This window comes from Lactococcus ileimucosae, assembly GCF_943193185.1.
GTDB lineage: Bacteria > Bacillota > Bacilli > Lactobacillales > Streptococcaceae > Lactococcus > Lactococcus ileimucosae.
The window spans coordinates 65,754-86,702 of sequence record NZ_CALPDE010000006.1 but is presented as its reverse complement, the minus strand read 5'-3'; the positions used below and the strand labels follow the sequence as shown (position 1 = coordinate 86,702).

Here is a 20,949-nt window from a genome sequence, read left to right as displayed (position 1 = left end):
ATGTTACGTTTACTTTCTGAGTCTATAGTATAAAAAAAAAAGGTCAAATGAAATGAGTGTTTGATGAGAAAAGGGTGGTTAGTTTGGCTGGGGATTGCTTTTAGGCATGAGAAAAGAAGCCCCGACTGGAGCTTCTTAACTTTATGTTATTGAATATCCTCTGCTTTTATTATCTCAAACTTTCTTATGCTTTTTCGTGATTGCTCGAGAAATAAGGGTACCTAGCACACCCAGCAATAAACCTAGGATAAAGATAATCAGCCAACGCCAATCAAATTCCTTTTTGATTGAATCAACTGCTTCTGTAAGATTCTTAATGCTAAATGGCTGCGCAAAGAAGTTAAATATTTGATTTTTATCAGCAGCTTGGCTACGGGTATTCGACAGAACCTTACTGAAATTGTTATTGTAATCTTCACTCTTATTGAACGAACTATTTCCATCATTCAAGAGATTGTCTGTGTTTTTCAGCAGTTTTTCTGCAGAAGCTTTTGTCTCCTGCGTTGTCGCGACCAGCCGGTTAAATTCGTCAGCATTGTCTTTAATCATATGGGCACTTTTAGCGGTTTCTTCTGCCCTTTGTGCTGTGTTTGTTGACAGTTCGGAAATAGTTTTGTAAAGGTCATCACTGGCTGCTTTGTCTTGATAGAGCGCGACATCAGCAGAATTATATTCTTGCCAAGGTTTTAAGGCGAGTGTCTGCACATCATTTTTCTTCCATGATTTGTAATATCGGTCAATTGAGACCAGCGTATCATTATACCAGTTGAAGAGTTCGCTCATATTTTGTTCAAAATATTTCTCTGGTAACTGATTATCGTTCAAATTGTCTTTAGCTTTGCTTAAATCATCAATACTTCCATTTAGGGCAGTAATTGACTCAATCAAAGTTACAATATTCTCTTGACCTGCCTCTTGATACGCCTTTACATCACTGTCACTTAGGCGTTTTTCCAGTTGAGACATGTCCATATTGCCATACAGGTTGTAAATAGATTTTGGTGATGCGTTTTTAAAGTCCTCCAATGTGTTCATTTTATTCACAGAAGAATTTGGTACCCCGTAAATCCATGTGATAAGAGTAGCAGCCTTATCGATATTCCCCAAGAGTTCAGCAACCCTTCCAAACTTATTCCCGCCTAAATAATCAGAAATTTCATTTCTTGGATACAGTGTGTAATCCGCTGAGGTAGAATTCTTCTTCAGATTTTTTTCACCCCAGCCAAATTCAATGCTTGCCTTTGTACTCTGTGCAAGGGAAACGTCATAAACAATCGTGAAAGTTACATCTTCACCTTTTTTATCCTCTTCTGTCCCCTCTGTGCTTTTGTTGTAAAGAACAAGAGTGTTATTTCCCCTATCAATAATCTCACCTTCTTTTGATTTTATGCTTGATCTGTCCTTATTGTAGGTTACTTGAGCTCCTGTAATTTTAAGCGGTTTAAGCTCATATTGTTTCCCTGCAGGAACTGTGATGTTTAACGTTTGGTGGAAAGACTGTTCCGTTGTGTTGACTGTAGGGATATCGAGAAGGAATAATACTTGTCCTTGCGACACCTTTTCACCAGATGCCTGTAACGCATTCCCGTAGCGTTCAATCAAGTTCAAGTCTTTTTTGTATTGAGAAACATCTACCCCAGAAGCTTCCATAGCCTCAAACAAAGCCTTATAGTTTGAAATTTCCCAAGGTATTTCTCCCAGTAATTTTTTCAGATTTGATAGGTAAGCTGTGTCATTAAGATTATCCTCGTGATTAAATGATGTTATCTTTTGAGCCAAGGCTTTCCTTGCTAGCTTTTCTGCCTTTTTAGTATCTTGTAGAACATCTATCACCTTATTAAAGTCCTCAAACTTTAAGTCTTTTTGAGCAAAAAATTGCTCATAGAGTCCAGCTTCTAACTTGAATAAGTCATCGCGATTATCATTAAGGGCCCCAAGCTGTGTGTCCAAACTTTTCCGCAATTCTTTGATATTTTCATTGTAATCCGTCACTTGCTTCTGGAGATTGGCAAAGAGACCAGATGTCTTACCGTTACCCTCATCTTTATAAAAAGGAGATAAGTTATTGAGTGTATCAAGGTAGAGACCATCAAACTGTTTAAAATAAGCTTTTTGATCTTCTTCTGCTTGATTGATGATAGCTTGATTACCATTTTTCAGATTGACATCTGCGATTTCTTTTTGAGTATCAAAGTACTGCTTTAAGCGAGGCAACTGGTTGTTAAATGTTTTGCTTGTTGAGTCTAGCATGCCTTGTGTCGACTTGCTAAAACTATTTTGCGAAGCAATCCACGCGCTATTTGCTGACTTTAAACTTTCAGCTGCGGTTACAACAGAGGAGTAGTTTTGATTGGTTGTCTGAAATGGACCATAAACTTGATTAGAAAGGTTCGTCAATACTTTCCCATGATTTGCAATGACGGCATTCATGTTATTCTGAGCTTCTAAGATATTCCCTGCAACTGAAGCATAGTACATCTTGACAATACTTTGATTGAAATCACGCAAGATGGTCGTAATCTTATCATCAAGTAAGTTCTGGGACAACTCTGACTGGTTGTTTTGCAGTTTATAATTGACCTGAGACTGTATCGGGTTGATATCCTGTAAGGTCAAGATATCATGAGAGAAGTTTTGCGGAATATAAATCACCGCATCTACTGCCTTATCCTTATAAGCCCGGTCTGCGACAGAACGTGAAACAACTTGCCAGTTGTATTTCGTATCTCCGGATACTAAATTAACAAAGTCTCTCCCAAAATTATAGACTTTCTTGTTAAAACTCGATTCCTTATCTTCATTGACCAAAGCAATCGTTGGTTTTGAGACGGTTTTCTGTGTCTTTTTATTAAAGCTCAAATAAGCAAAGACAGCTATAAGAGCAAGCACAGCAACCGTCAATAAGCCAATAGAGAGCCATTGTTTTTTCTTCACATTTTTTACAAATTTTTTCTCCATAATACTTCCTTTATTTTTCTACTCTTTACTACTGACGATTTCTTTAAATCATCACTAGTAATTAGTAGAGGTTATTCTACTAATTTATTTTCTTCAAGAAATTGACTGACATCTTCACGAATGAATGTGTCACTATTTTTTTCTTGATATTCCTTCATATTTTTTAGATACTGCTCATTCTCGCTATCCGTATAGCCCTCAAATTCAATTTCATCTATATCTTCATGATTAAAAAAGAATACTTTGTCTTCCCCGGCATATCCCATAGGGTACATGACCGCCGAATAATCAAATAAAGCTGGCTTTTCCTTGTTGAAACGATTTAATAAGTTCGAACGACCAATAATCAACATCTTCACTGTACCCTCTTTAAGATACACCAAACTTCCTAATGGAAGCAGTTTTTTACTTTCCTGCATTACTCTCTCCTGTACTCTCTAAAATATATAAATCTGCTGTTCGTAAAATTCCTGCGTAAGCAAAAAGCCCTAACCAAGTTAAAATTGTTAAAACAACTATGCCATTGGTATTATAATTATTCCCCAAAGCTAGAAGAAGAAATATAATACCAATTACAAATATTCCTATGCCAGCAGAAAAAATAAAATCTTTAAATTTCAGTTGAATCAACTTTCTCCTTAATTCAAACCTTTCTAAAGGAATTTTTTTTTGAATAGCTTGCTTACTAATAAAATTGGCAATCACCCACATCAAAAAGCTAGAAATAACAATAAATATAGAAGGAGGAATGTGAAAAAACTTAAGAGTTGTATCCAAAGGTTTTTCAAATAAATTAAGCAAACCGATCATTACCGTACCAACTGCTCCTACACCTAATATTCTTGCTAAAAATGTGCCTGTTAAGGCTTTTGTAGCAGATGACATCATATCTAGTTCACTGGTTAAATATTTTTCCCACTCAGAAATATCCATTTCATTTGGAATTAAATATACATTAAATTTCCGCCTTTTCCTGACGATCGGAAGATAATTAAAAATGTTGGTACCAGGCCAATGATCCACAATAGCTCGTTGACCATCAGGCATTACAATAAATAAATATCTGATGCTAGGAAGACCACACCATTTAATACGCACCCATTTTTTCTTTACCATGAAAATGCCTTTCCAACAGAACCAAAGAAATTTGTCACCCCTTGTATAGCTTTACCCACAGTTTTTTCTACATTCTTAGAGGCATCTTTAACAAATTTTTGCTCAACTAACCAATCAACACCTTTGCCAACTATGACGCCTCCAACTATACCAGCAGCAAGAGCCCATCCAGGTCCTGGAATAAATGATGCTACCCCTGCAGCTACGAATGAACCACCTACAGACAAAGCACCATGGATAACAGCCTTACCAACACTCTTATCTCGTTGATAGTCCTCATATCCATCCATAATGCCTCCAACTACTGCAAAACCACCTGCTACGCATCTTCCTAAACTTTTACCAGATTTGCTAGCCAAGTCTTCTGCTTCTTTCATTGCTGCAGCTGTAGCGCCCTTAGTTTTCCCTAAAATTTTACCGTTAGCCATTTTGATTGAATATCTATTTTTATAGATAGCTTCTGCTGCAATTTTTCCCCGTGTCTTTGCCTTATTATGAATAGCCTTCGTTATATTTTCTTCCCAGAGAGATGTGATACTTTCTTCTTTAAGATCTTCTAATACCTCCCCTGCTATTTCTTTCAAACGTTTCAATTCTTTATTATTTTTAATATTAAGTGTAAAATTACCTGCTTCATCAAATTCTGCCGAACTAAAGGCAGACATCATATCCATAACCGCTTTAAAATCTTCCTTTGATGAAGTGAAAAGCGTGTTCACGTTATCATTAAACTCATGCAGTTTCTCAAGCTTTTTTTCAACTTTCTGAATATCATCGTTGACGTTACTCATGTAGGAGGACAATTGTTCTTTTAGATGAACATAGCTTGTGTTCAAATCGCTATTTTCAGGATGAGCTGAAGCGAGCTGATTGTAAGAATTAATTTGTGAAGTTATGGCGGATTGTTGAGCTTTTAAAGCTTGAAGCTGCATATTTAGCTTGTCTTCATCTAAAACTTCATTGCCCACTGCCGAATCATAATCTTTATATTTTTGGAGTTCTGTTTTTAATTTTTCTACTGCCTTTGAGGCTTTTGAAATCGTCGGAAGCACCAGCTGTGAAAACATTCCCTTACCAGCGGTATAGGCTGCCCCAGATAATGCGTTTGTGTCTAAGGCTGATGTCAAATGTTGGCTGGCTTGATTGAGGTTATCAATTATTACTTCCGCAGTTCCGATGTTTCCGTTTAAGGCAGCTATAAGTCCCTGCGATTCAGATGGATTATAGATTAGTCCCATGATAAACTGTCCCTCTCTTTTTGCAATTTTTCTCGTTCTGCTTCAAGTTTGAGTCTCTCTTTTTTATATTCAGCTTTTAATGCCTCTTGTTGCTGAAAAATAAGTTCCGAGATATATTTTTGCTTTTGCTGGGTCTCACTGTAAGCATTTTGCCTGTGACTTCTCCTATTGATGTCGTCGTCAATGGCTTGAAGTTGCTTAAAGCTACTCATCATGATGGTCGAAAAATTTTCCAATGCCTGTTGTGCTTTTTGCTCTTCCAGATACAGTTCATCACTTTTACTTTCTATGGATGCGATTTTCCAATCACATTCTAAGCGCTTGTCTGCTTTTTTATCCTTCGCCATCAATTAAAAGCCCCAGCTCATGTCGGTTAAAGCAACTGCATCTTGCTTATCTCTTTCTTCAATGACCGCAGCCAGCTTAGGGAACTTATCAGCTTGTGTTTTAATACTTGACTGAAGCTTTGTTAGGTCTTCAATGATGCTATTAGAAACCTCTGCTGCCCTTTTCATGCCTGCAATGTTGCTTTCCCCAAGCTCAAACTTTGTATTTGAAGGCTGTCCACTGCTGTTAAACATCGAAACGGCATCTGAAGCTGCACTTATATCTGATTTTATTGCTCCCATTCTCCTTAACCTTTCTTTGATTTACTTTTTAAATTTATAAAAGGGATCTCTTTTTAAGAGTTCTTTTTCATCCTCCACCTTAGGCGGTTCTGAAACAACTGGCTTTTCTTCCTTTTTTTCTTGAGGAAGTGCTGTAGCCTTAGGAGAGCTTCCCATTTTCTTAATTGCCTTTTCCATCCCAGCTATCATGTCAGACAAAAACTTATCGTCTTTTTCATCGCGATAACCTTCGAAGACAATCTTCGTTATGTCAGATTCCGCAAGCGTGATAATCGCATCTGCTTGTCTTGCAGAACCACCTTGTGGATGAGGCGCAACTTGATAGCGTAAAATTGTCTCCCCCGAGCTGTCCTTTCCAACTGCTCTTGCCACAATCACATAAAGTGTCTCTGCTAAAGCATCCATATGGTCAATCTCAACAACTGATCCCAGCCCTAAAAATTGGAGCTTCTTTTCATTTTCAGACATTTTAAGCCTCCTCACTTTCTACAGGAACGACAATGTTAAAGAATTCTTCATCTTTCACCGCATGCAGAACATTTTTATTGACAACTTCTTTCTTCACTTCCAGAGGAAGATTTTCAATCAGATGCTGACTGTTTAAGTCACCGCCAAAGAGAATCTGATAAGCATTTTCACGCACAGCCGTTGTAGGCATGTTGAAACTATTCCCTACACGAGTGAAGTAATCCATCACAATCAATTGCTTGTTAGGATTATTTTGAGTGAGTAAGGAAACCAGCTGTCCTTGTTGAATGTTGAGTTGCGTCACAAGGTCTGCAAGTCCATTCATGATTAATACACGTACTGTTGTCGATTCTTCTTCTAACCAAGCCTTCAATGCCTTTTGAAGATCCATATTTTGCGTGATGATCGCTTCTTTCGAGATATATGCAGTAGCTTGAGATGCATAGTGTTCCAAGTTCTTGCTGGCATCGATTAAGACAAGCTCTGCCTCGCCAGCAGCTTCAAATATCTGTTCCATCAAGAAAGGCATCAGTAGTTTAAACTGCTTTGCAGATGCAGGGAAAATCCCCAAACTCTTCGCTTCAAAGAATTTGAAGAATTCTGCCTGAGCACTTAATTTATTGAGTCCTAGAGGCATCACGTGTTCCTCACGGCTAATCAGTGATTCGTAGGTTTCCGGTGTCAATTCATCAGGAACCATTGGAATTTCATCTGGTAAAGCCCCTTTCCATTCCTCTTTCATTGCCACGATTTCTTGGTCAAGTGCTGCAAGTGCCTCCACTTCATTTTCTTCCCTTGTAGGCAGGTATATTTGAAGGGCTAAAGGTTGCTCTAATTTAATTTGTGCACGTCCTGGAAGCTCCACCTGTTCTAATTTCTCACGGCCAAAGAGATTGCTGAGGTCTCCATCTTCATTTAAGAAGAGTGCCATCTTTGTCTGAATATTGGCCATCATATTCATGCGGATAGCATTATAACGGCCTGCAGTGAGTACCAAATAAATTCCTACAGCAGCACCTTCACGCAAAACTTTCAGTAAAAGATTGTCAATCGTATCTTTACGATTATCATTTGGACTTAAGCCGTCATAAGAATCTAAAACATTCACAATGATTGGCAGTTCATGTTGCGTTTTACTTTGATACTGTTTAAGATTAGCAACGCCTACTTTCTTGAATAAAGCCTTACGTTCTGCCAGATTTTGTTCCAGGCGCTGAAGCATTTTTTGGAGTTTTTCATTTTCTTCCAAGGTCACGATATCTGCTACATGAGGAAGCTCTTTCAGTGGCAATAAGCCATTGGTTCCAAAGTCAAATAGGTTGAATTGAACCTGCTCTGGTGTATTCTGACGAGCCAAGTTCATAACAAGCGTTTGAAGGGCGGTGGACTTCCCAAAACCAGGACTTGCAAAAAGCACTGTGTGAGAGCTTTCTTCCAAATCATAGTTATAAACTTCTTGACTTTGCAAGCTTGGAATATCAAGCACACCAAAAGGAATAGACAGGTTGCGCTTTTCCTCCCTTTTCACTGGTTCTGTTACAATTGCTCCAGCTAGATTTGGTAACCAAGGTTTATCTGGTTTTGTATAGCTTGATTCCTCAAAGGTCTTCACAATTTCTTGTATCGTCGCCTGTAATTGCGTAGGGAGTTCCTCTTTATCATGATTTTGGTCAATCACTTCTTCACGAGGGTCATAGAAAAGTTCCCACTGTCCAGCAGCATTGATATGGAAGATACGCTCATCTTTTGTTTCCTCCTGTGTAGCATGCGGATTGTATTCTACTCCTCCGTAACCAGATTGGAACAGCTCATAAACTTCACTCTCACCTACACGAAGGTAACCACGCCCTGCATTAGTAATGTGTGCGGCATCCCCTGTCTTAATCAAAGCTCTCGAGTTAGCCTCATCTGACATCTTCAAAGCAACTTTAGACTTAGAGTTGGCATCAATCTGGTCATTGACCACACCATCGGGCTTTTGAGTCGCTAATATCAAATGCACCCCAAGGGAGCGTCCGATACGCGCTACTGATGTTAACTCATCCAAAAACTCTGGAACATTTTCTTTGAGTTCCGCAAATTCGTCTGAAACCAGCATGAGGTGAGGCAAAGGTTTTTCTGGATACTTCACTCCCTCACGTGGATTCAAACGCTCACGGTAAAGCTTCGTATAGCCTGCAATATTTTGAACCCCGTATTCTCTGAATTCACGTTGACGTTTTTTGAGCTCTGCATTAATGGAAGCCAAAGCTCTCGCAGTGCCAGCACCATCCAAATTAGTAATTGATCCCATGAAATGTGGGAGATCAACCAAGGTATCTGCAATTCCTCCACCTTTCCAGTCGATGATAAGCATACCTATGTCTTCTGGAGAAAAATTAATGGCTAACCCCATCAAGTAAGTCGTCAGAAACTCAGACTTACCAGATCCAGAAGTTCCCCCTACGATAGCATGCGGACCATGTACTTGTTCGTGCAAATCCCAAAAGGCAAATTCTTTCTTTCCTTTCCATCCGATCATAGAGGCAATGGACTTACTTGGTTCTGCTTGGGCCCAGCGGCTCGCGATATCCAAATCTTCGACTGTTTCGACCAAATATTGCTCCAATAGGCTAAGGCGCTCAGGAATCGCATTTTTCTCCACTTCCATATGTTCTAAACTGGACATTTGACGAAGAATGACTTCAAAATTTTCTTGACTTTCAAGCGCTGGATAAGGATGATATACCTTATCCATATGGTGGCCATTATCTTGAATGAGTACCCCAGCCTGCTGGTTCTTCACTTCTACAAGAGCAGTGATTGTTTCAGGTAAGAGTTTCTTATCCTCTTTACACCAAATCACAGTCACTCCCAGATCAGACATGTCTTCAGCTAAAAACTCATTGAGTCCATGTCCCGCCAGATAAGAATCGTCAAAAATTGTAAAGACAAAATGAGGAAGGAAGGTTGGTTTCTCACGCCCTGCTGCATTCAACTCTTGCTGCCGCGAATTAATGATTTGATAAAAACTAGAAAGCACCATGTCCCGAGATTTGGCATTATGCACTATTCCTCGCGTATTAATACCTTGTACCTTAAAATGGGGAAGAAAACGCCATTTGTGCCAATCTTTTGCATAGGCTTTTTCAGGTACTAAGGCAATAAAGTTAAGGTCACGGTAAGAATGAAAGAAGGCCAGTTGCAAGTAGAGATTGGAAACTGTATCTTTTAGCAACTCATAGTTCCCGATTAGTCCAAGAGTTTGATGTCTTAAATCCAACGTCACTGGTGTATCTTCTTGTTTAGTGTATTTTCCCACCAGTCCTTTAACATGGCTGGCCCACTCACCCTCATCACGCGGCGTATAGTCTGTTTCCACCTTCAAGCCGGAAGGCTGTGTCCCTGTTCCCAAAGAAACTTGCAAAAAGTCCTTATTATTGGCCATGCGTTCATAAAGACGTGAATCATATTTTTCAATCTTCTCCAGTAATCTCTGTGGAGAAGGTTGTTGATAATGCAGCACTTTATTCTCTTGACGGTGCACTTGGTTTAGCTTGGAAGTAGTCTTTGCTAAATAAATCTGATAGTCTTCTTCCCGTTGCCTTTCACGCTCTAGACGGTCCTTTTTCTCAGTACGGTATTGTGTGACTGTAAAAACAACAGTCATTGCACTGACAAGCGCAGTCGCCATCATCATAAGCGCGTTACGTCCTGCTAAAAGTGTTGTCAGACCTCCCGCCACAAGCATTCCTATAGGAGGCAAAATAGCTTTGAGTAACCCACCTTTAGGTGCTTGTTCCTTGTCTCCTATCTTTTCAAACTTAAAACTTTCTTCCGGAATTTCTAGATTCAAGCGAGGAGAACGACGATATTCAGGGAAATCTTGCGGTTTTTCCAGCTTGCGCTGTTGCTCCAAGAAAAACTCAGGATTGAAAATCACCTCTTGCGAAAAAGCTGTCACTTTCCATTGTTCAGAACGTCGCTCTATCATCAGTTCAGGCGTAAGAAGAGTGTCACCAATCTTGAACAATACACTCGTACTCTTGTTCAGCTTCTCATCGTTATAATAAACAAAGTCCCCTAAGGGTTTTATGAGTGCCAAAGGTTGTGTCTCATCCTCATTGTCAATAATGATGAGGGAATCATCCTGCGTTTGAATAGCACACGGAGTTGTTTGATTATGGATAACAAACTCTTGGTTATCTAAAATCAAAAAATGTGTCTGTAGCTCCTCTGCCAATAAAACAAATAGAGGAATACCGTCAATATCATGCATACCTTTAGAAAGCTTTTCACCGTTAACAAGGAGCTGTTCATTAACGACACCAAACAACAAATGCGCATAAGAAGCAGTCATTTGCGATTCAGTTAATGTCACTTTCTCCAACTTGTCTTTTAATATGAAAATAATATAGAGAATTTCTTCGGGATGACGTGCATCGTAAAGAAAATTCTGATTTTCTTTTTGTGAATGTTCTAATTCAAATAATTCTTTCATACTGTTTATTTTCCTAAGCTTTTACTTAACTCTTGTATTGCTTTATTGTATTCCTCAAGTTTCTTCTGCTTCTCGTCACCATTCATTGTGCTGTTCAATTTTGTAACTTGATAAAGATCGGTGTAGGCAAGCAAAGTCAACTGGTCATCGCCAATGTTCTTTGCTAAATTCAGAGATTTTTCAAACTCGCCCCGTCCTTGATAAATCCAATAATTCAACGTATTGTCATCTGTTGTAGAGGAAATATTATTTAAAATTGCCGCTTTTTGAGTTTGACTCAAATCTGCTAAATGAATGGAAGAAGATGCCATGACAAAACGTGCTTCTTTAGGAAGCTGTTCGGGTTGGTAAGCCTTCAAATCTTCTAAAGTTTTATCGTAATGATTCGTGATAAAATCTGATTGTGCAGCCATAATTGCTTTTTGCTTAGGTATGGTTACTTTTTGATCCATAAAGGTCAAAGCTCCCATTATAATTGCAGCGATTAAGGCAGCAGAACCCGCATATTTGAAGAAACTATAGCGACCTTTGGAAACCTTAATAGTAGAGGCTTCTTCCCTTTGTCTTTCACGAGAAAATTTTTCTTCCAACAAAGCATCTACTTCTTCAAAATTGCTGCAAGCCACTAGAGACTGGCTAAACTTGTCTCTAAGACTGGCTTCTCCTCCTACAAGATTTTCATAAGAGATTTTGGAATTCAAAATTGACAAAATAAGCGCCTTATATTGTGAAAGAAACAGTGCTCTGTCTGTTTCCATAGGTGCAACTCCTTCTTTCATACCAACATGAATAAAAGAGAGTTTTCCATCTGTCAAAAAGATATTTTCTGGATGGACAAAAGGTACTCTGTATCCTGATTTTTGAGCAATCAAATTTTTTAATTTTAGAGCCAGCTCCAGACGTTCTATCTCCGACCTTGCTTGAGTCATAAGAGAAGACAAACTTTTAGCATTACGCATCAGCTTGTAGGAAATTTGAAAAGTATATTCCTCATCTGTAGATGCAGTCAAATCTGTTTTATTCTTGATAAATTCCAATTCTTGTTGGTTGACCTGCGTTCCTGTTAAAAAAACAATAAAACGATTTTCTTCCCTCTTAACCGTTAATGTATCCTGTCCATCAAATAATTTCATTTTCTTCTCCTACAATGAGCTGTAATATATCTCCATTTCCCAAACCCAGCTCTTTTAACGTTAATCCACTTTCAAGAGCCAATGACTTACCTTTAACAATAAAACTCCATTTTTCTGGTAAGCTTTGTCCCTTTGCTTCAAAAGCTTGACTCAGCAATTCAATCAAACGTTCTGAAGTAACCATTGACGGGATAGCTAAGTCAACTTGTTTTCCTATCCATTCTAAACTGATTTCAATATGATCTTTCATCGCTTCCTCTTTCGTCTTGCAAAACGTCTTGCCACAAATCCTGTCAAAACCATTAAAGGTATCGCCAAAATAAGTAATACAAGCATTCCTTTAGTTTTGGCTTCTGTATTTAAAGAAGTCGAAGCAACGTTTGCCTGTTTATAGTCTTTAAATAATCCCGTCCTTACATTTTGAACATTTGTTTTATACAACTTATTCTGACTGTTTTTATTAAAATCTATAGCTTGAACATGCTTAAGAGTTTCTGCTTCTTGCTTTTCTTTCTCTTTTTCCTTTTCATATAGGGGTGTCGAGAATAGCTGAGAACGGATTCCAAACTCCGAAACACTTGCGCCTCCCCCAGATTGGTTAGTTATCATCTCAGACTGAAGCTGTAAACTTCCATCACTGTCTCCCTGTACAGAGACAGGTGAATACGTCAAGAAAAATAGGACGCCAAAAAACCATAAAAATTTATGCTTTTTCATTTATTCTCCATAAAAAACAAAATAAGCACCACAAGGGTGCTCACTTTTAAAATCCAAAACTTTGAGCATCTTGTGCATCACGTTCTGCGACTGTATCCGCATATTTATTCAGTTGCTGATTAATATTTTCTAGCAATTCTTCAAACTTTTGAACATTTTGATAAAGTTGGTTGTACTGTTCCAAGTAAGCTTGGAAAGCTTGACCTTTCCACTCTTCCGCGATTGTGCTGTTCATTGAATTTACACGTTGAATCGCTTGTTCGATTTCTTCTTTAGATTGGATGTAAACTTGCGCTTGTTGTTTGAGTTCTTCAGGTGTGACACTAATTGTTGCCATTTTCATTCTCCTTTAAAATAATATAATATATGTAATTAAAAAATTATTACCTTACTTTATTGGGGCATGATGTATCTGTTTTATAAGAAAGCAGATAAATAAAAATGAGAAAGTGTATCGTTTTCTCACAATATTATTTTACCATTCTCCATTATATCTTGTCAAAGAAAAACAGGAGTCATTTTTGCTATAAAACATAGATAGGATCTGTGCAAGAACAGTTTTTATACCAAGGAAAACCAGATGGAGATCAATAGAATGCTCAGAATAAATCTGTGATAAACTTCACTGTTAACACTGGACACTCACCTCTAAAATTGCCATAAATTAATCAATCAGCCTTAACATTATCGTAAAAGAAAAAGTGGTGAAGAGGGGTTTGAAACCTCTCTTCACCACGCGTCTCAGTGTCGTTTTCTTCTACTCATTTTTCCAAATACTCCGGCAAAAATGTATTGGCTAAAAAGCTCGTGTCATAGTCTCCGGCAATAACATTATCATCTGAAATTAACTCCAGTTGGAAGTCAATATTGGTTGTTAAACCTTCCACATCGAATTCCAACAAAGCACGTTGCATTTTCATCAAGGCTTCAAAACGGTTTTCACCATGGACGATAACTTTTGCAATCATTGAATCATAATAAGGTGGAATGGTGTAGCCTGTATACATGGCTGAATCCACACGCAAGCCTACACCGCCACTTGGTAGAAACAGATTGGTGATTTTATCTGGGCTTGGGGCAAAGTTAAATTTAGGATTTTCTGCATTGATACGGCACTCAATAGCATGTCCCTTGAACTCAATATCTTCTTGTTTCACAGACAGTTCTTGACCATCTGCAATTCGAATTTGTTCCTTAACAATATCCACACCTGAGACAAACTCGGTTACAGGATGTTCAACTTGTACACGTGTATTCATTTCCATGAAGAAGAAATCGCCTGAAGCTTCATCCAAGAGAAACTCAATTGTTCCTGCGTTTTCATAGTTCACATGTGCTGCTGCTTTGACAGCAGCTTGGCAGATGCGCTCTCGTAAAGTATGTCCAATCGCGACAGATGGGCTTTCTTCAAGAACTTTCTGGTTATTTCGTTGGAGGGAACAATCACGTTCTCCTAAGTGAATAACATTGCCATGTTGGTCTGCTAAGATTTGGACTTCAATATGACGGGCAGGGAAAATCATACGTTCGATAAACATGGCACCATTGCCAAAAGCAGCTTTGGCTTCAGCAGTAGCTGCTTCGAAAGCGGGGACGAGTTCTTCTGCATTGCTAACTTTACGGATACCTTTTCCACCACCGCCAGCTGATGCTTTCAGCATGACAGGATAGCCGATCTTATTGGCTAAATCCAGTGCTTCTTCACTCGTATACACTTCACCTTCAGAACCCGGTGTTACAGGAACGCCTGCTTTAACCATTTCTGCACGCGCGTTAATTTTATCTCCCATCATATCCATGACCTGGGCTGAGGGACCGATAAATTTGATATTCATTTCTTCACAAAGACGTGCAAACTTTGAGTTTTCACTCAAAAAACCAAAACCTGGATGAATGGCTTGAGCTCCAGTAGCAACAGCGGCTTCTAGAATATTGTTCATATTCAGATAAGACTCTGTTGCACGGGCTGGGCCGATACAGATAGATTCATCTGCCAACGCAACATGGAGTGCATCACGGTCCGCTTCTGAATATACGGCAACAGTAGCAACGCCGAGTTCGCGCGCTGCACGTATAATACGTACAGCTATTTCACCACGATTGGCGATTAAAATTTTATTAAACATAGATTGATAACTCCTATCAAGCTCTTTTTCCAAAGGATTTCCTCAGTAAAAAAGGAGAAAGACAGTCTTTCTGTCTTCTTAACCTCTGCTGTAACAAACCATCTTGGGTGGATTTAAGCCAAAGCTTTGACTCTGCAAAGTACACTTACTTTTAAAAGTTGCCACAGACTAACTGTGGCATATTTGATATTATTTATTTTCCTAAAGCAAAAGTCAGCGTACCCTTTGCAGCTAATTTACCGTCAACTTTGGCTTCTGCTTCAACAACAGCAATAGGTCCACGGCATTTGATAAATTTCGCGTGCAAAACCAGCTGATCACCAGGGACGACTTGCTTTTTATACTTTACATTATCCATTCCTGCATAAAAAACGAGTTTTCCTTTGTTTTCAGGTTTTGAAAGTTCCAAAACACCTGCAGCTTGTGCCAAAGCTTCCATAATCAAAACACCTGGCATTACTGGATATTGTGGAAAATGCCCTTGGAAAAATTCCTCGTTAATCGTCACATTCTTGATAGCTGTAATTTCATCGTCCGCAATATCAATCACACGGTCCACTAAAAGGAAGGGATAACGGTGAGGCAAGGCCTCCATAATTTTTGTGACGTCAATATTTACTTCTGCCATTTTTACCGCTCCTTTATTTGATGCGTACTAATTCTTGACCAAATTCAACCACATCCTCAGCATTGACCATGATTTCAGTGATTACACCATCTTTAGGTGCTGGAATTTCGTTCATAACTTTCATTGCTTCAATGATGAGTAAGGTTTGACCTTTTTTGACTGTATCTCCCACACTAACGAACTCAGGTTTGTCTGGTGCTGGTTGTAAGTAGGCTACACCGACCAAAGGACTTGTTACTGCTTCGCCTACTGCTGTAGCAGCTTCTTCCACGCGTTCTGTTTCTACAGCAAGTTCTGTGTGGCTTTCGCTTACAGGTACTGGCGCACTTGCTTTTGCTTCTGGAATTGCTGTTCCAGCTGCTGCAAGAACTTTATTTTCATTTTTTGAGAAAGACAGTTCTCCTTCTGCTGTGCGCCAAGAAAATTCACGCAAACTCGAACCATCAAACTGTGACATCAAATCTTTTACTTCATTAATATTCATTTTTATATCCCGCTCGCTTTCTTTTCCACAATCTAAGTTAAACTGCACTTAAACTCTGAGAAAGAAAGCAGAGTGCTTATCTTTCTTTTAAACTAATCTGTGAATTTTTTAAAGGCCAATACGGCATTGTGTCCACCAAAACCAAAGTCTTGTGACAATGCGTAATTAATCTCAGCATCTTGACCTTGACCAAGAACGACATTGATAGTCATGCCTTCATCCAATTCTTTTGTTCCAGCATTTACTGGTGCAAACTGATTTAAAATAGCTTGTACAGTCGCTACTGCTTCGATAGCTCCTGTCGCTCCAAGAGCATGCCCGTGTAAAGCCTTTGTTGATGAAACCAAGGCTCTATCCCCAATGACATTGTGGATAGCTTTTGCTTCTGTTTCTTCATTGGCAGGTGTTGATGTACCGTGTGCATTGATGTAATCAACATCTGCTCCAGAAATACCTGCTTCCTCTAAAGCAAGCTTCATCGCATTTTCAGCACCAACACCTGACGGCGTTGTCATATGATAGGCATCGTTGGTGTTACCATAACCAACAATCTCGGCTAAGATATTTGCACCACGTGCTTTCGCATGTTCAAGGCTTTCCAAAATCAAGACACCTGCACCTTCACCCATAACAAAGCCCGAACGGTCTTTATCAAATGGACGACAAGCAATTGAAGGATCAGCCTCTTTTGTCAATGCAGTCAAGTTGGCAAACCCAGCAATACCGAGCTCACAAATCGCAGCTTCAGCACCACCGGCGATAATGGCATCTGCATAACCATGTTTGATTTCACGGAAAGCTGAACCAATAGAGTTTGCCCCTGCTGCACATGCTGTAACTTCTGCACGAGATACGCCACGCGCACCCGTGCGCAAGGCAACGTTACCTGTCGCCATGTTGGCAATCGCCAAGGGCACATAGAGTGGTGTGACTTTACGTGGACCTTTGAGCAGCGCTTGTGAATTTTTTTGTGTTTGCTCCAAGCCACCAATACCTGAGGCCATGATACACCCTAAGCGATCATAATTTGTGTTCTCTGGAGTAATGCCTGACATTTCCATAGCTTCAAGCGCAGCATAGACAGCATAAAGTGAAAAAGTATCCATGCGACGTGCATCTTTTTTCTCAAAATGCTTTTCAAATGGGAAATCTTTGACTTCTGCTGCCACACTAATACCTGTAGCTTCTGCATCAAAGCGCGTAATTGGACCGATACCTGTTTTACCGGACTTAAGGCTGTTCCAAAATTCTTCTGGTGTATTACCGATAGCACTGGTTACACCGTAACCTGTAATGACTACACGATTCATCTTTTTCTCCTTTGGAGTTTGTTACAAACTTCTTTTTAGACTAATCTGGTGTAAGGCTACATGGCCATGCCACCGTCAATAGACAATACTTGCCCTGTCATATATTCTTGCTCAGCAAGGAATTTCACGACTGTAGCAACTTCTTCTGGTTGACCAAAGCGTTTCATTGGGATTTGGGCCTTCATTGCATCCTTGACTTTATCTGAAAGAACTTCGGTCATGTCAGAATCAATAAAACCTGGTGCTACAGCATTGACACGTACATTACGTCCTGCAACTTCACGCGCAATTGATTTTGTCAAACCAATCAACCCAGCTTTTGAAGCTGCATAGTTGGCTTGACCAGCGTTACCAATTAAGCCTACTACAGAAGTAATATTAATGATTGCGCCTTCTCGCGCACGCGTCATTGGCTTCAAAACAGCTTGTGTCATGTTAAAAGCACCTGTGAGGTTTATTTTCAAAACAGCTTCAAAATCTTCTTCATTCATTTTCAAAGATAAACCATCACGCGTTATCCCCGCATTATTAACCAAAACATCAACTGAGCCTAAAGCATCAACTGCTTCTGCTACCATACGTTTGGCATCATCAGATTGCGAAATATCGCCAGATACGCCGACGGCTTTAACCCCAAAAGAAGTGAACTCTGATAAGAGGGATTCAGAAATAGCTGAACGTCCATTGATAATCACGTTCGCACCAGCTTGTGCAAACTGTAAGGCAATCGCTTTACCAATACCACGTGTTGAGCCTGTCACAAAGACATTTTTATTTTTAATTTCCATTATTTTTCCTGTTCTTATGATTTTTAATTGCTCTCAAACCAAGTTCTACAGCGACAAGTAGCACTTATTTCGTAAGTTTAAGCCTAATCTTCTGCCAATAAAGCGTTGAGCGATACAAGGTCTTCAACATTGGTGAAACTTGCTTCTTTATCTATTTTTTTGATAAAACCGGAAAGGACTTTGCCAGGACCAACTTCAATAAAGCGTTCCACGCCGAGTGCTTTCATTGTTTCAACGGACTCGTAGAAGCGTACCGGCTCCATTACTTGACGCGTGAGAAGTTCTTTTATTTCTGAGTCCTGCATCACTTTTGCTGTCGTATTGGAGATAAGCGCCAACTTAAAGTTATTAAAATTAACCTGTTCAAGATCTTTGGCTAACTTTTCACTTGCAGGTTTCAAGATTGCTGTATGGAAGGGGCCAGAAACTTTGAGTTCAATCATACGCTTTACGCCAGCTTCTTTCAGAAGTTCAACGGCGTAATCCACTGCGGCCGCTTGACCACCAATAACAGTCTGTGCAGGTGTATTATAGTTAGCTGGACTCACAATTCCACGTTCTGATGCCTTTGTACAAATGTCTTCGATTAAAGCAGCATCTGTATTCATCACAGCAACCATCTTACCTGATCCTGTTGGCGCAGCTTCTGTCATATATTGACCACGTTTTGCTACCAAAGCAACAGCTTCTGCAAAACCAAGCGCACCACTAGCTACCAATGCAGAGTACTCTCCTAGAGAAAGGCCAGCCACAAGGTCTGGTTGAATCCCCTTCTCTGAAAGCAAGCGAAGAATCGCTACAGATGTTGTTAGAATAGCCGGTTGGGTATATTGTGTCTCGTTGAGTTTTGCTTCATCATTATCAATTAACTCACGAAGATTATAACCCAAGACTTGACTTGCCTGATCAAAAGTTTCTCTGACAATGGCAAATTCATCAAAAAGGTCTTTAGCCATTCCCAACTTTTGAACGCCTTGACCAGAGAAAAGAAATGCTGTTTTCATATTTTTTAATTTCACAAAATTTAATTTTTGTGACACTTCCTAATTTTCAAAATTTATTACAAGTGAAAAACGGGGCTTTCACCCCATCATTCCGTTTATTGTTGAGCTTCAACGTATTTTACGAGATCAGCAACAGTCTTCATGTCTGCTTCTGTATCTACTTCAACATCAAACTCATCTTCAATATCATTAATAATTTGGAAAAGGTCAAGTGAGTCCGCATCGAGTTCTTCAAATGAAGTTTCGAGTGTTACTTCTTCTTTTTCTTTGCCGAGTTCGTCAGCGATGATGTCTTGTACTTTTTCAAATACTGCCATTTTATTTCTCCTTAATGTGTAGAAAATATATATATTATAGTGTGATAAATCACTCGTATAACCAAATGTAAGATTTGTCTTTCTTGTTTAAAGATTGACAATGAGCGTGCCCCAGGTGAGACCTCCGCCAAAACCCGTTTGGACAATTTTAGAATTTCTGTCCAAAGAAAGTTTACCATTTTTTACAGCTTCTGACAAGAGAATAGGTATAGATGCTGCACTCGTGTTACCATAATCCTGCATGTTCTGTAGGAATTTACTACGTTCAGCACCTAACTTCTTAGCCATTTTATCCAAAATTCGAGAGTTGGCCTGATGCAACAAAAAATAATCAATATCTTCTGGCTTCAAGCTTGCTTTTTCTAAGGTTTCTTGGATGTTTTTTGGAACATCACGAACTGCAAAATCAAAGATAGCACGCCCATCCATTTTGATAAACTCTGCAACAGGTTTTGATCGACCTAAAAGTTCTGGCTGGAGTTCTAAGTGATTAGAAGTAAGCGAATTTCCTCTTGAGCCATCTGTGCGCAAATGTTCAGCGATAATTAAGGGCTTTGTTCCTGTATTTTCCAAGAGAACTCCTCCTGCACCATCGCCAAAAAGAACGGCCGTGGAACGGTCAGACCAGTCCAATGACTTAGACAAGACTTCTGCCCCAATAACCATACCACGTGTATATCCACCTGCAATCAATTTCTCAGCAGTGGATAAAGCAAAAACGAAACCAGAACAAGCTGCTGTCAAATCATAAGCAAAAGCACGATGCGCACCGATTTTTGCTTGAACCAACGCTGCCGTACTTGGCATACTGCTATCTGGAGATATCGTTGCCACAATGATAAAGTCAATTTGGTCCGCTGATAAATCAGCTTGGAGGAGTAATTGCTCACCTACTTTGGCGGCTAAATCACTGGTATTTTCGTCAACTGTAATGTGTCGCTGCTTAATACCCGTCCGTGAATAAATCCACTCGTCACTTGTGTCCATGATTTTTGCCAAATCGTCGTTTGACACAATATTATCGGGCACATAATGTGCCGTTTGGGTAATTTTAGCGAAAGGCATTATTTCATATTCTCCAATGACTTGTGTAGTTCTTCAAGCTCACCTGCAAGTTTGTTCTCCGTTGTCCCATAAACACTGGACATAAGTTTTTCTGAAATCTGACGGAAAAACTCACTATGTGAGGCACAAAGCGCTTTACCCTTTTCTGTTAAAACGACATGCGCCACACGCCGATCACGATCTGAACGCTCGCGTCTAATATATCCCTTAATTTCCAAGCGATTGAGTGTAATGGTAATTGTTGAGAGAACCAACTTTTGGTTCTTGGCAATATCCGTAGCTCGGCAAGTTCCTAAAGTATGGATAAGTGTCAGTTGTTGAAGCTCTTTCACAGTCACATCTGGATAATCGGAATCCTTCAAGAACTGTTCTTCTAAGTTCATGAAATCGTGGAAAAGTTGAATCAACCATTCATTAATTTTGTCAAAATCTGTTTTCATTTGTACGTCCTGATATTTTGATGATGCAAACCATTTACAATACAAAAT

21 protein-coding genes are annotated in these 20,949 nt (G+C 39.4%); all 21 read right to left on the bottom strand.

All coding sequences use genetic code 11. From position 1 onward, the window contains the following. Nucleotides 1-174: 174 nt before the first annotated feature. Nucleotides 175-2,958: a type VII secretion protein EsaA gene (esaA, locus tag NFR51_RS04470; RefSeq protein ID WP_251712538.1), complete on the bottom strand. Its 2,784-nt coding sequence runs from the start codon at nucleotides 2,956-2,958 to the stop codon at nucleotides 175-177. A 71-nt stretch (nucleotides 2,959-3,029) separates the two neighbouring features. Continuing rightward, nucleotides 3,030-3,377 (bottom strand): DUF4176 domain-containing protein, encoded by a 348-nt coding sequence (locus NFR51_RS04465; protein WP_251712537.1) that lies wholly within the window; start codon nucleotides 3,375-3,377, stop codon nucleotides 3,030-3,032. After that, entirely contained in the window at nucleotides 3,364-4,074 is a 711-nt protein-coding gene (locus NFR51_RS04460) for a hypothetical protein (protein ID WP_251712536.1), read from the bottom strand. Before NFR51_RS04460 ends, NFR51_RS04465 begins: the two co-directional genes overlap by 14 nt. Beyond that, nucleotides 4,068-5,312, bottom strand: coding sequence for a T7SS effector LXG polymorphic toxin (locus NFR51_RS04455; RefSeq protein WP_251712535.1), 1,245 nt, complete (start codon nucleotides 5,310-5,312; stop codon nucleotides 4,068-4,070). The genes NFR51_RS04460 and NFR51_RS04455 overlap by 7 nt, the downstream gene beginning before the upstream one ends. Next, nucleotides 5,303-5,659, bottom strand: a complete 357-nt coding sequence (locus tag NFR51_RS04450) for a hypothetical protein (protein ID WP_251712534.1) — start codon at nucleotides 5,657-5,659, stop codon at nucleotides 5,303-5,305. Before NFR51_RS04450 ends, NFR51_RS04455 begins: the two co-directional genes overlap by 10 nt. Before the next feature lie 3 nt (nucleotides 5,660-5,662). Beyond that, nucleotides 5,663-5,941, bottom strand: coding sequence for a hypothetical protein (locus tag NFR51_RS04445; RefSeq protein ID WP_251712533.1), 279 nt, complete (start codon nucleotides 5,939-5,941; stop codon nucleotides 5,663-5,665). Nucleotides 5,942-5,962: 21 nt separating this feature from the next. Then, nucleotides 5,963-6,409 carry a DUF4176 domain-containing protein gene (locus tag NFR51_RS04440; protein ID WP_251712532.1) on the bottom strand — a complete coding sequence of 149 codons (447 nt, stop codon included), beginning with the start codon at nucleotides 6,407-6,409 and terminating at the stop codon, nucleotides 5,963-5,965. Nucleotide 6,410: 1 nt separating this feature from the next. Continuing rightward, entirely contained in the window at nucleotides 6,411-10,889 is a 4,479-nt protein-coding gene (essC, locus tag NFR51_RS04435; protein WP_251712531.1) for a type VII secretion protein EssC, read from the bottom strand. Between the two features lie 5 nt (nucleotides 10,890-10,894). Then, nucleotides 10,895-12,022: a type VII secretion protein EssB gene (gene essB, locus NFR51_RS04430; RefSeq protein WP_251712530.1), complete on the bottom strand. Its 1,128-nt coding sequence runs from the start codon at nucleotides 12,020-12,022 to the stop codon at nucleotides 10,895-10,897. After that, a complete protein-coding gene (locus NFR51_RS04425) occupies nucleotides 12,009-12,272 on the bottom strand; it encodes an EsaB/YukD family protein (protein WP_251712529.1) in 264 nt (87 codons plus the stop codon). Before NFR51_RS04425 ends, essB begins: the two co-directional genes overlap by 14 nt. Next, on the bottom strand, nucleotides 12,269-12,739 hold the full coding sequence (essA, locus tag NFR51_RS04420) for a type VII secretion protein EssA (RefSeq protein WP_251712528.1): 471 nt from the start codon (nucleotides 12,737-12,739) through the stop codon (nucleotides 12,269-12,271). The genes NFR51_RS04425 and essA overlap by 4 nt, the downstream gene beginning before the upstream one ends. Nucleotides 12,740-12,785: 46 nt before the next feature. After that, nucleotides 12,786-13,076 (bottom strand): WXG100 family type VII secretion target, encoded by a 291-nt coding sequence (locus NFR51_RS04415; protein ID WP_251712527.1) that lies wholly within the window; start codon nucleotides 13,074-13,076, stop codon nucleotides 12,786-12,788. A gap of 424 nt (nucleotides 13,077-13,500) precedes the next feature. Continuing rightward, entirely contained in the window at nucleotides 13,501-14,865 is a 1,365-nt protein-coding gene (accC, locus tag NFR51_RS04410) for an acetyl-CoA carboxylase biotin carboxylase subunit (protein ID WP_251712526.1), read from the bottom strand. A 193-nt stretch (nucleotides 14,866-15,058) separates the two neighbouring features. After that, a complete protein-coding gene (fabZ, locus tag NFR51_RS04405; RefSeq protein ID WP_251712525.1) occupies nucleotides 15,059-15,493 on the bottom strand; it encodes a 3-hydroxyacyl-ACP dehydratase FabZ in 435 nt (144 codons plus the stop codon). Between the two features lie 13 nt (nucleotides 15,494-15,506). Continuing rightward, on the bottom strand, nucleotides 15,507-15,977 hold the full coding sequence (accB, locus tag NFR51_RS04400; RefSeq protein ID WP_251712524.1) for an acetyl-CoA carboxylase biotin carboxyl carrier protein: 471 nt from the start codon (nucleotides 15,975-15,977) through the stop codon (nucleotides 15,507-15,509). Between the two features lie 92 nt (nucleotides 15,978-16,069). Next, on the bottom strand, nucleotides 16,070-17,287 hold the full coding sequence (fabF, locus tag NFR51_RS04395) for a beta-ketoacyl-ACP synthase II (protein WP_251712523.1): 1,218 nt from the start codon (nucleotides 17,285-17,287) through the stop codon (nucleotides 16,070-16,072). A gap of 56 nt (nucleotides 17,288-17,343) precedes the next feature. Next, nucleotides 17,344-18,075 (bottom strand): 3-oxoacyl-[acyl-carrier-protein] reductase, encoded by a 732-nt coding sequence (gene fabG, locus NFR51_RS04390; protein ID WP_251712522.1) that lies wholly within the window; start codon nucleotides 18,073-18,075, stop codon nucleotides 17,344-17,346. An 83-nt stretch (nucleotides 18,076-18,158) separates the two neighbouring features. Beyond that, entirely contained in the window at nucleotides 18,159-19,079 is a 921-nt protein-coding gene (gene fabD / locus NFR51_RS04385) for an ACP S-malonyltransferase (RefSeq protein ID WP_251712521.1), read from the bottom strand. Nucleotides 19,080-19,174: 95 nt separating this feature from the next. Next, a complete protein-coding gene (locus NFR51_RS04380) occupies nucleotides 19,175-19,396 on the bottom strand; it encodes an acyl carrier protein (RefSeq protein WP_202230300.1) in 222 nt (73 codons plus the stop codon). Between the two features lie 87 nt (nucleotides 19,397-19,483). After that, the gene (locus tag NFR51_RS04375; RefSeq protein WP_251712520.1) at nucleotides 19,484-20,461 is read right to left on the bottom strand and encodes a beta-ketoacyl-ACP synthase III; all 978 of its coding nucleotides are present in this window, start codon (nucleotides 20,459-20,461) and stop codon (nucleotides 19,484-19,486) included. After that, a complete protein-coding gene (locus NFR51_RS04370) occupies nucleotides 20,461-20,901 on the bottom strand; it encodes a MarR family winged helix-turn-helix transcriptional regulator (RefSeq protein WP_251712519.1) in 441 nt (146 codons plus the stop codon). The genes NFR51_RS04375 and NFR51_RS04370 overlap by 1 nt, the downstream gene beginning before the upstream one ends. Nucleotides 20,902-20,949 lie beyond the last annotated feature (48 nt).

Excerpts from the sequence above, each read along its gene's own strand:
- esaA (WP_251712538.1), bottom strand. The coding sequence starts at position 2,958 with ATGGAGAAAAAATTTGTAAAAAATGTGAAGAAAAAACAATGGCTCTCT.
- NFR51_RS04465 (WP_251712537.1), bottom strand. The coding sequence starts at position 3,377 with ATGCAGGAAAGTAAAAAACTGCTTCCATTAGGAAGTTTGGTGTATCTT.
- NFR51_RS04460 (WP_251712536.1), bottom strand. The coding sequence starts at position 4,074 with ATGGTAAAGAAAAAATGGGTGCGTATTAAATGGTGTGGTCTTCCTAGC.
- NFR51_RS04455 (WP_251712535.1), bottom strand. The coding sequence starts at position 5,312 with ATGGGACTAATCTATAATCCATCTGAATCGCAGGGACTTATAGCTGCC.
- NFR51_RS04450 (WP_251712534.1), bottom strand. The coding sequence starts at position 5,659 with ATGGCGAAGGATAAAAAAGCAGACAAGCGCTTAGAATGTGATTGGAAA.
- NFR51_RS04445 (WP_251712533.1), bottom strand. The coding sequence starts at position 5,941 with ATGGGAGCAATAAAATCAGATATAAGTGCAGCTTCAGATGCCGTTTCG.
- NFR51_RS04440 (WP_251712532.1), bottom strand. The coding sequence starts at position 6,409 with ATGTCTGAAAATGAAAAGAAGCTCCAATTTTTAGGGCTGGGATCAGTT.
- essC (WP_251712531.1), bottom strand. The coding sequence starts at position 10,889 with ATGAAAGAATTATTTGAATTAGAACATTCACAAAAAGAAAATCAGAAT.
- essB (WP_251712530.1), bottom strand. The coding sequence starts at position 12,022 with ATGAAATTATTTGATGGACAGGATACATTAACGGTTAAGAGGGAAGAA.
- NFR51_RS04425 (WP_251712529.1), bottom strand. The coding sequence starts at position 12,272 with ATGAAAGATCATATTGAAATCAGTTTAGAATGGATAGGAAAACAAGTT.
- essA (WP_251712528.1), bottom strand. The coding sequence starts at position 12,739 with ATGAAAAAGCATAAATTTTTATGGTTTTTTGGCGTCCTATTTTTCTTG.
- NFR51_RS04415 (WP_251712527.1), bottom strand. The coding sequence starts at position 13,076 with ATGGCAACAATTAGTGTCACACCTGAAGAACTCAAACAACAAGCGCAA.
- accC (WP_251712526.1), bottom strand. The coding sequence starts at position 14,865 with ATGTTTAATAAAATTTTAATCGCCAATCGTGGTGAAATAGCTGTACGT.
- fabZ (WP_251712525.1), bottom strand. The coding sequence starts at position 15,493 with ATGGCAGAAGTAAATATTGACGTCACAAAAATTATGGAGGCCTTGCCT.
- accB (WP_251712524.1), bottom strand. The coding sequence starts at position 15,977 with ATGAATATTAATGAAGTAAAAGATTTGATGTCACAGTTTGATGGTTCG.
- fabF (WP_251712523.1), bottom strand. The coding sequence starts at position 17,287 with ATGAATCGTGTAGTCATTACAGGTTACGGTGTAACCAGTGCTATCGGT.
- fabG (WP_251712522.1), bottom strand. The coding sequence starts at position 18,075 with ATGGAAATTAAAAATAAAAATGTCTTTGTGACAGGCTCAACACGTGGT.
- fabD (WP_251712521.1), bottom strand. The coding sequence starts at position 19,079 with ATGAAAACAGCATTTCTTTTCTCTGGTCAAGGCGTTCAAAAGTTGGGA.
- NFR51_RS04380 (WP_202230300.1), bottom strand. The coding sequence starts at position 19,396 with ATGGCAGTATTTGAAAAAGTACAAGACATCATCGCTGACGAACTCGGC.
- NFR51_RS04375 (WP_251712520.1), bottom strand. The coding sequence starts at position 20,461 with ATGCCTTTCGCTAAAATTACCCAAACGGCACATTATGTGCCCGATAAT.
- NFR51_RS04370 (WP_251712519.1), bottom strand. The coding sequence starts at position 20,901 with ATGAAAACAGATTTTGACAAAATTAATGAATGGTTGATTCAACTTTTC.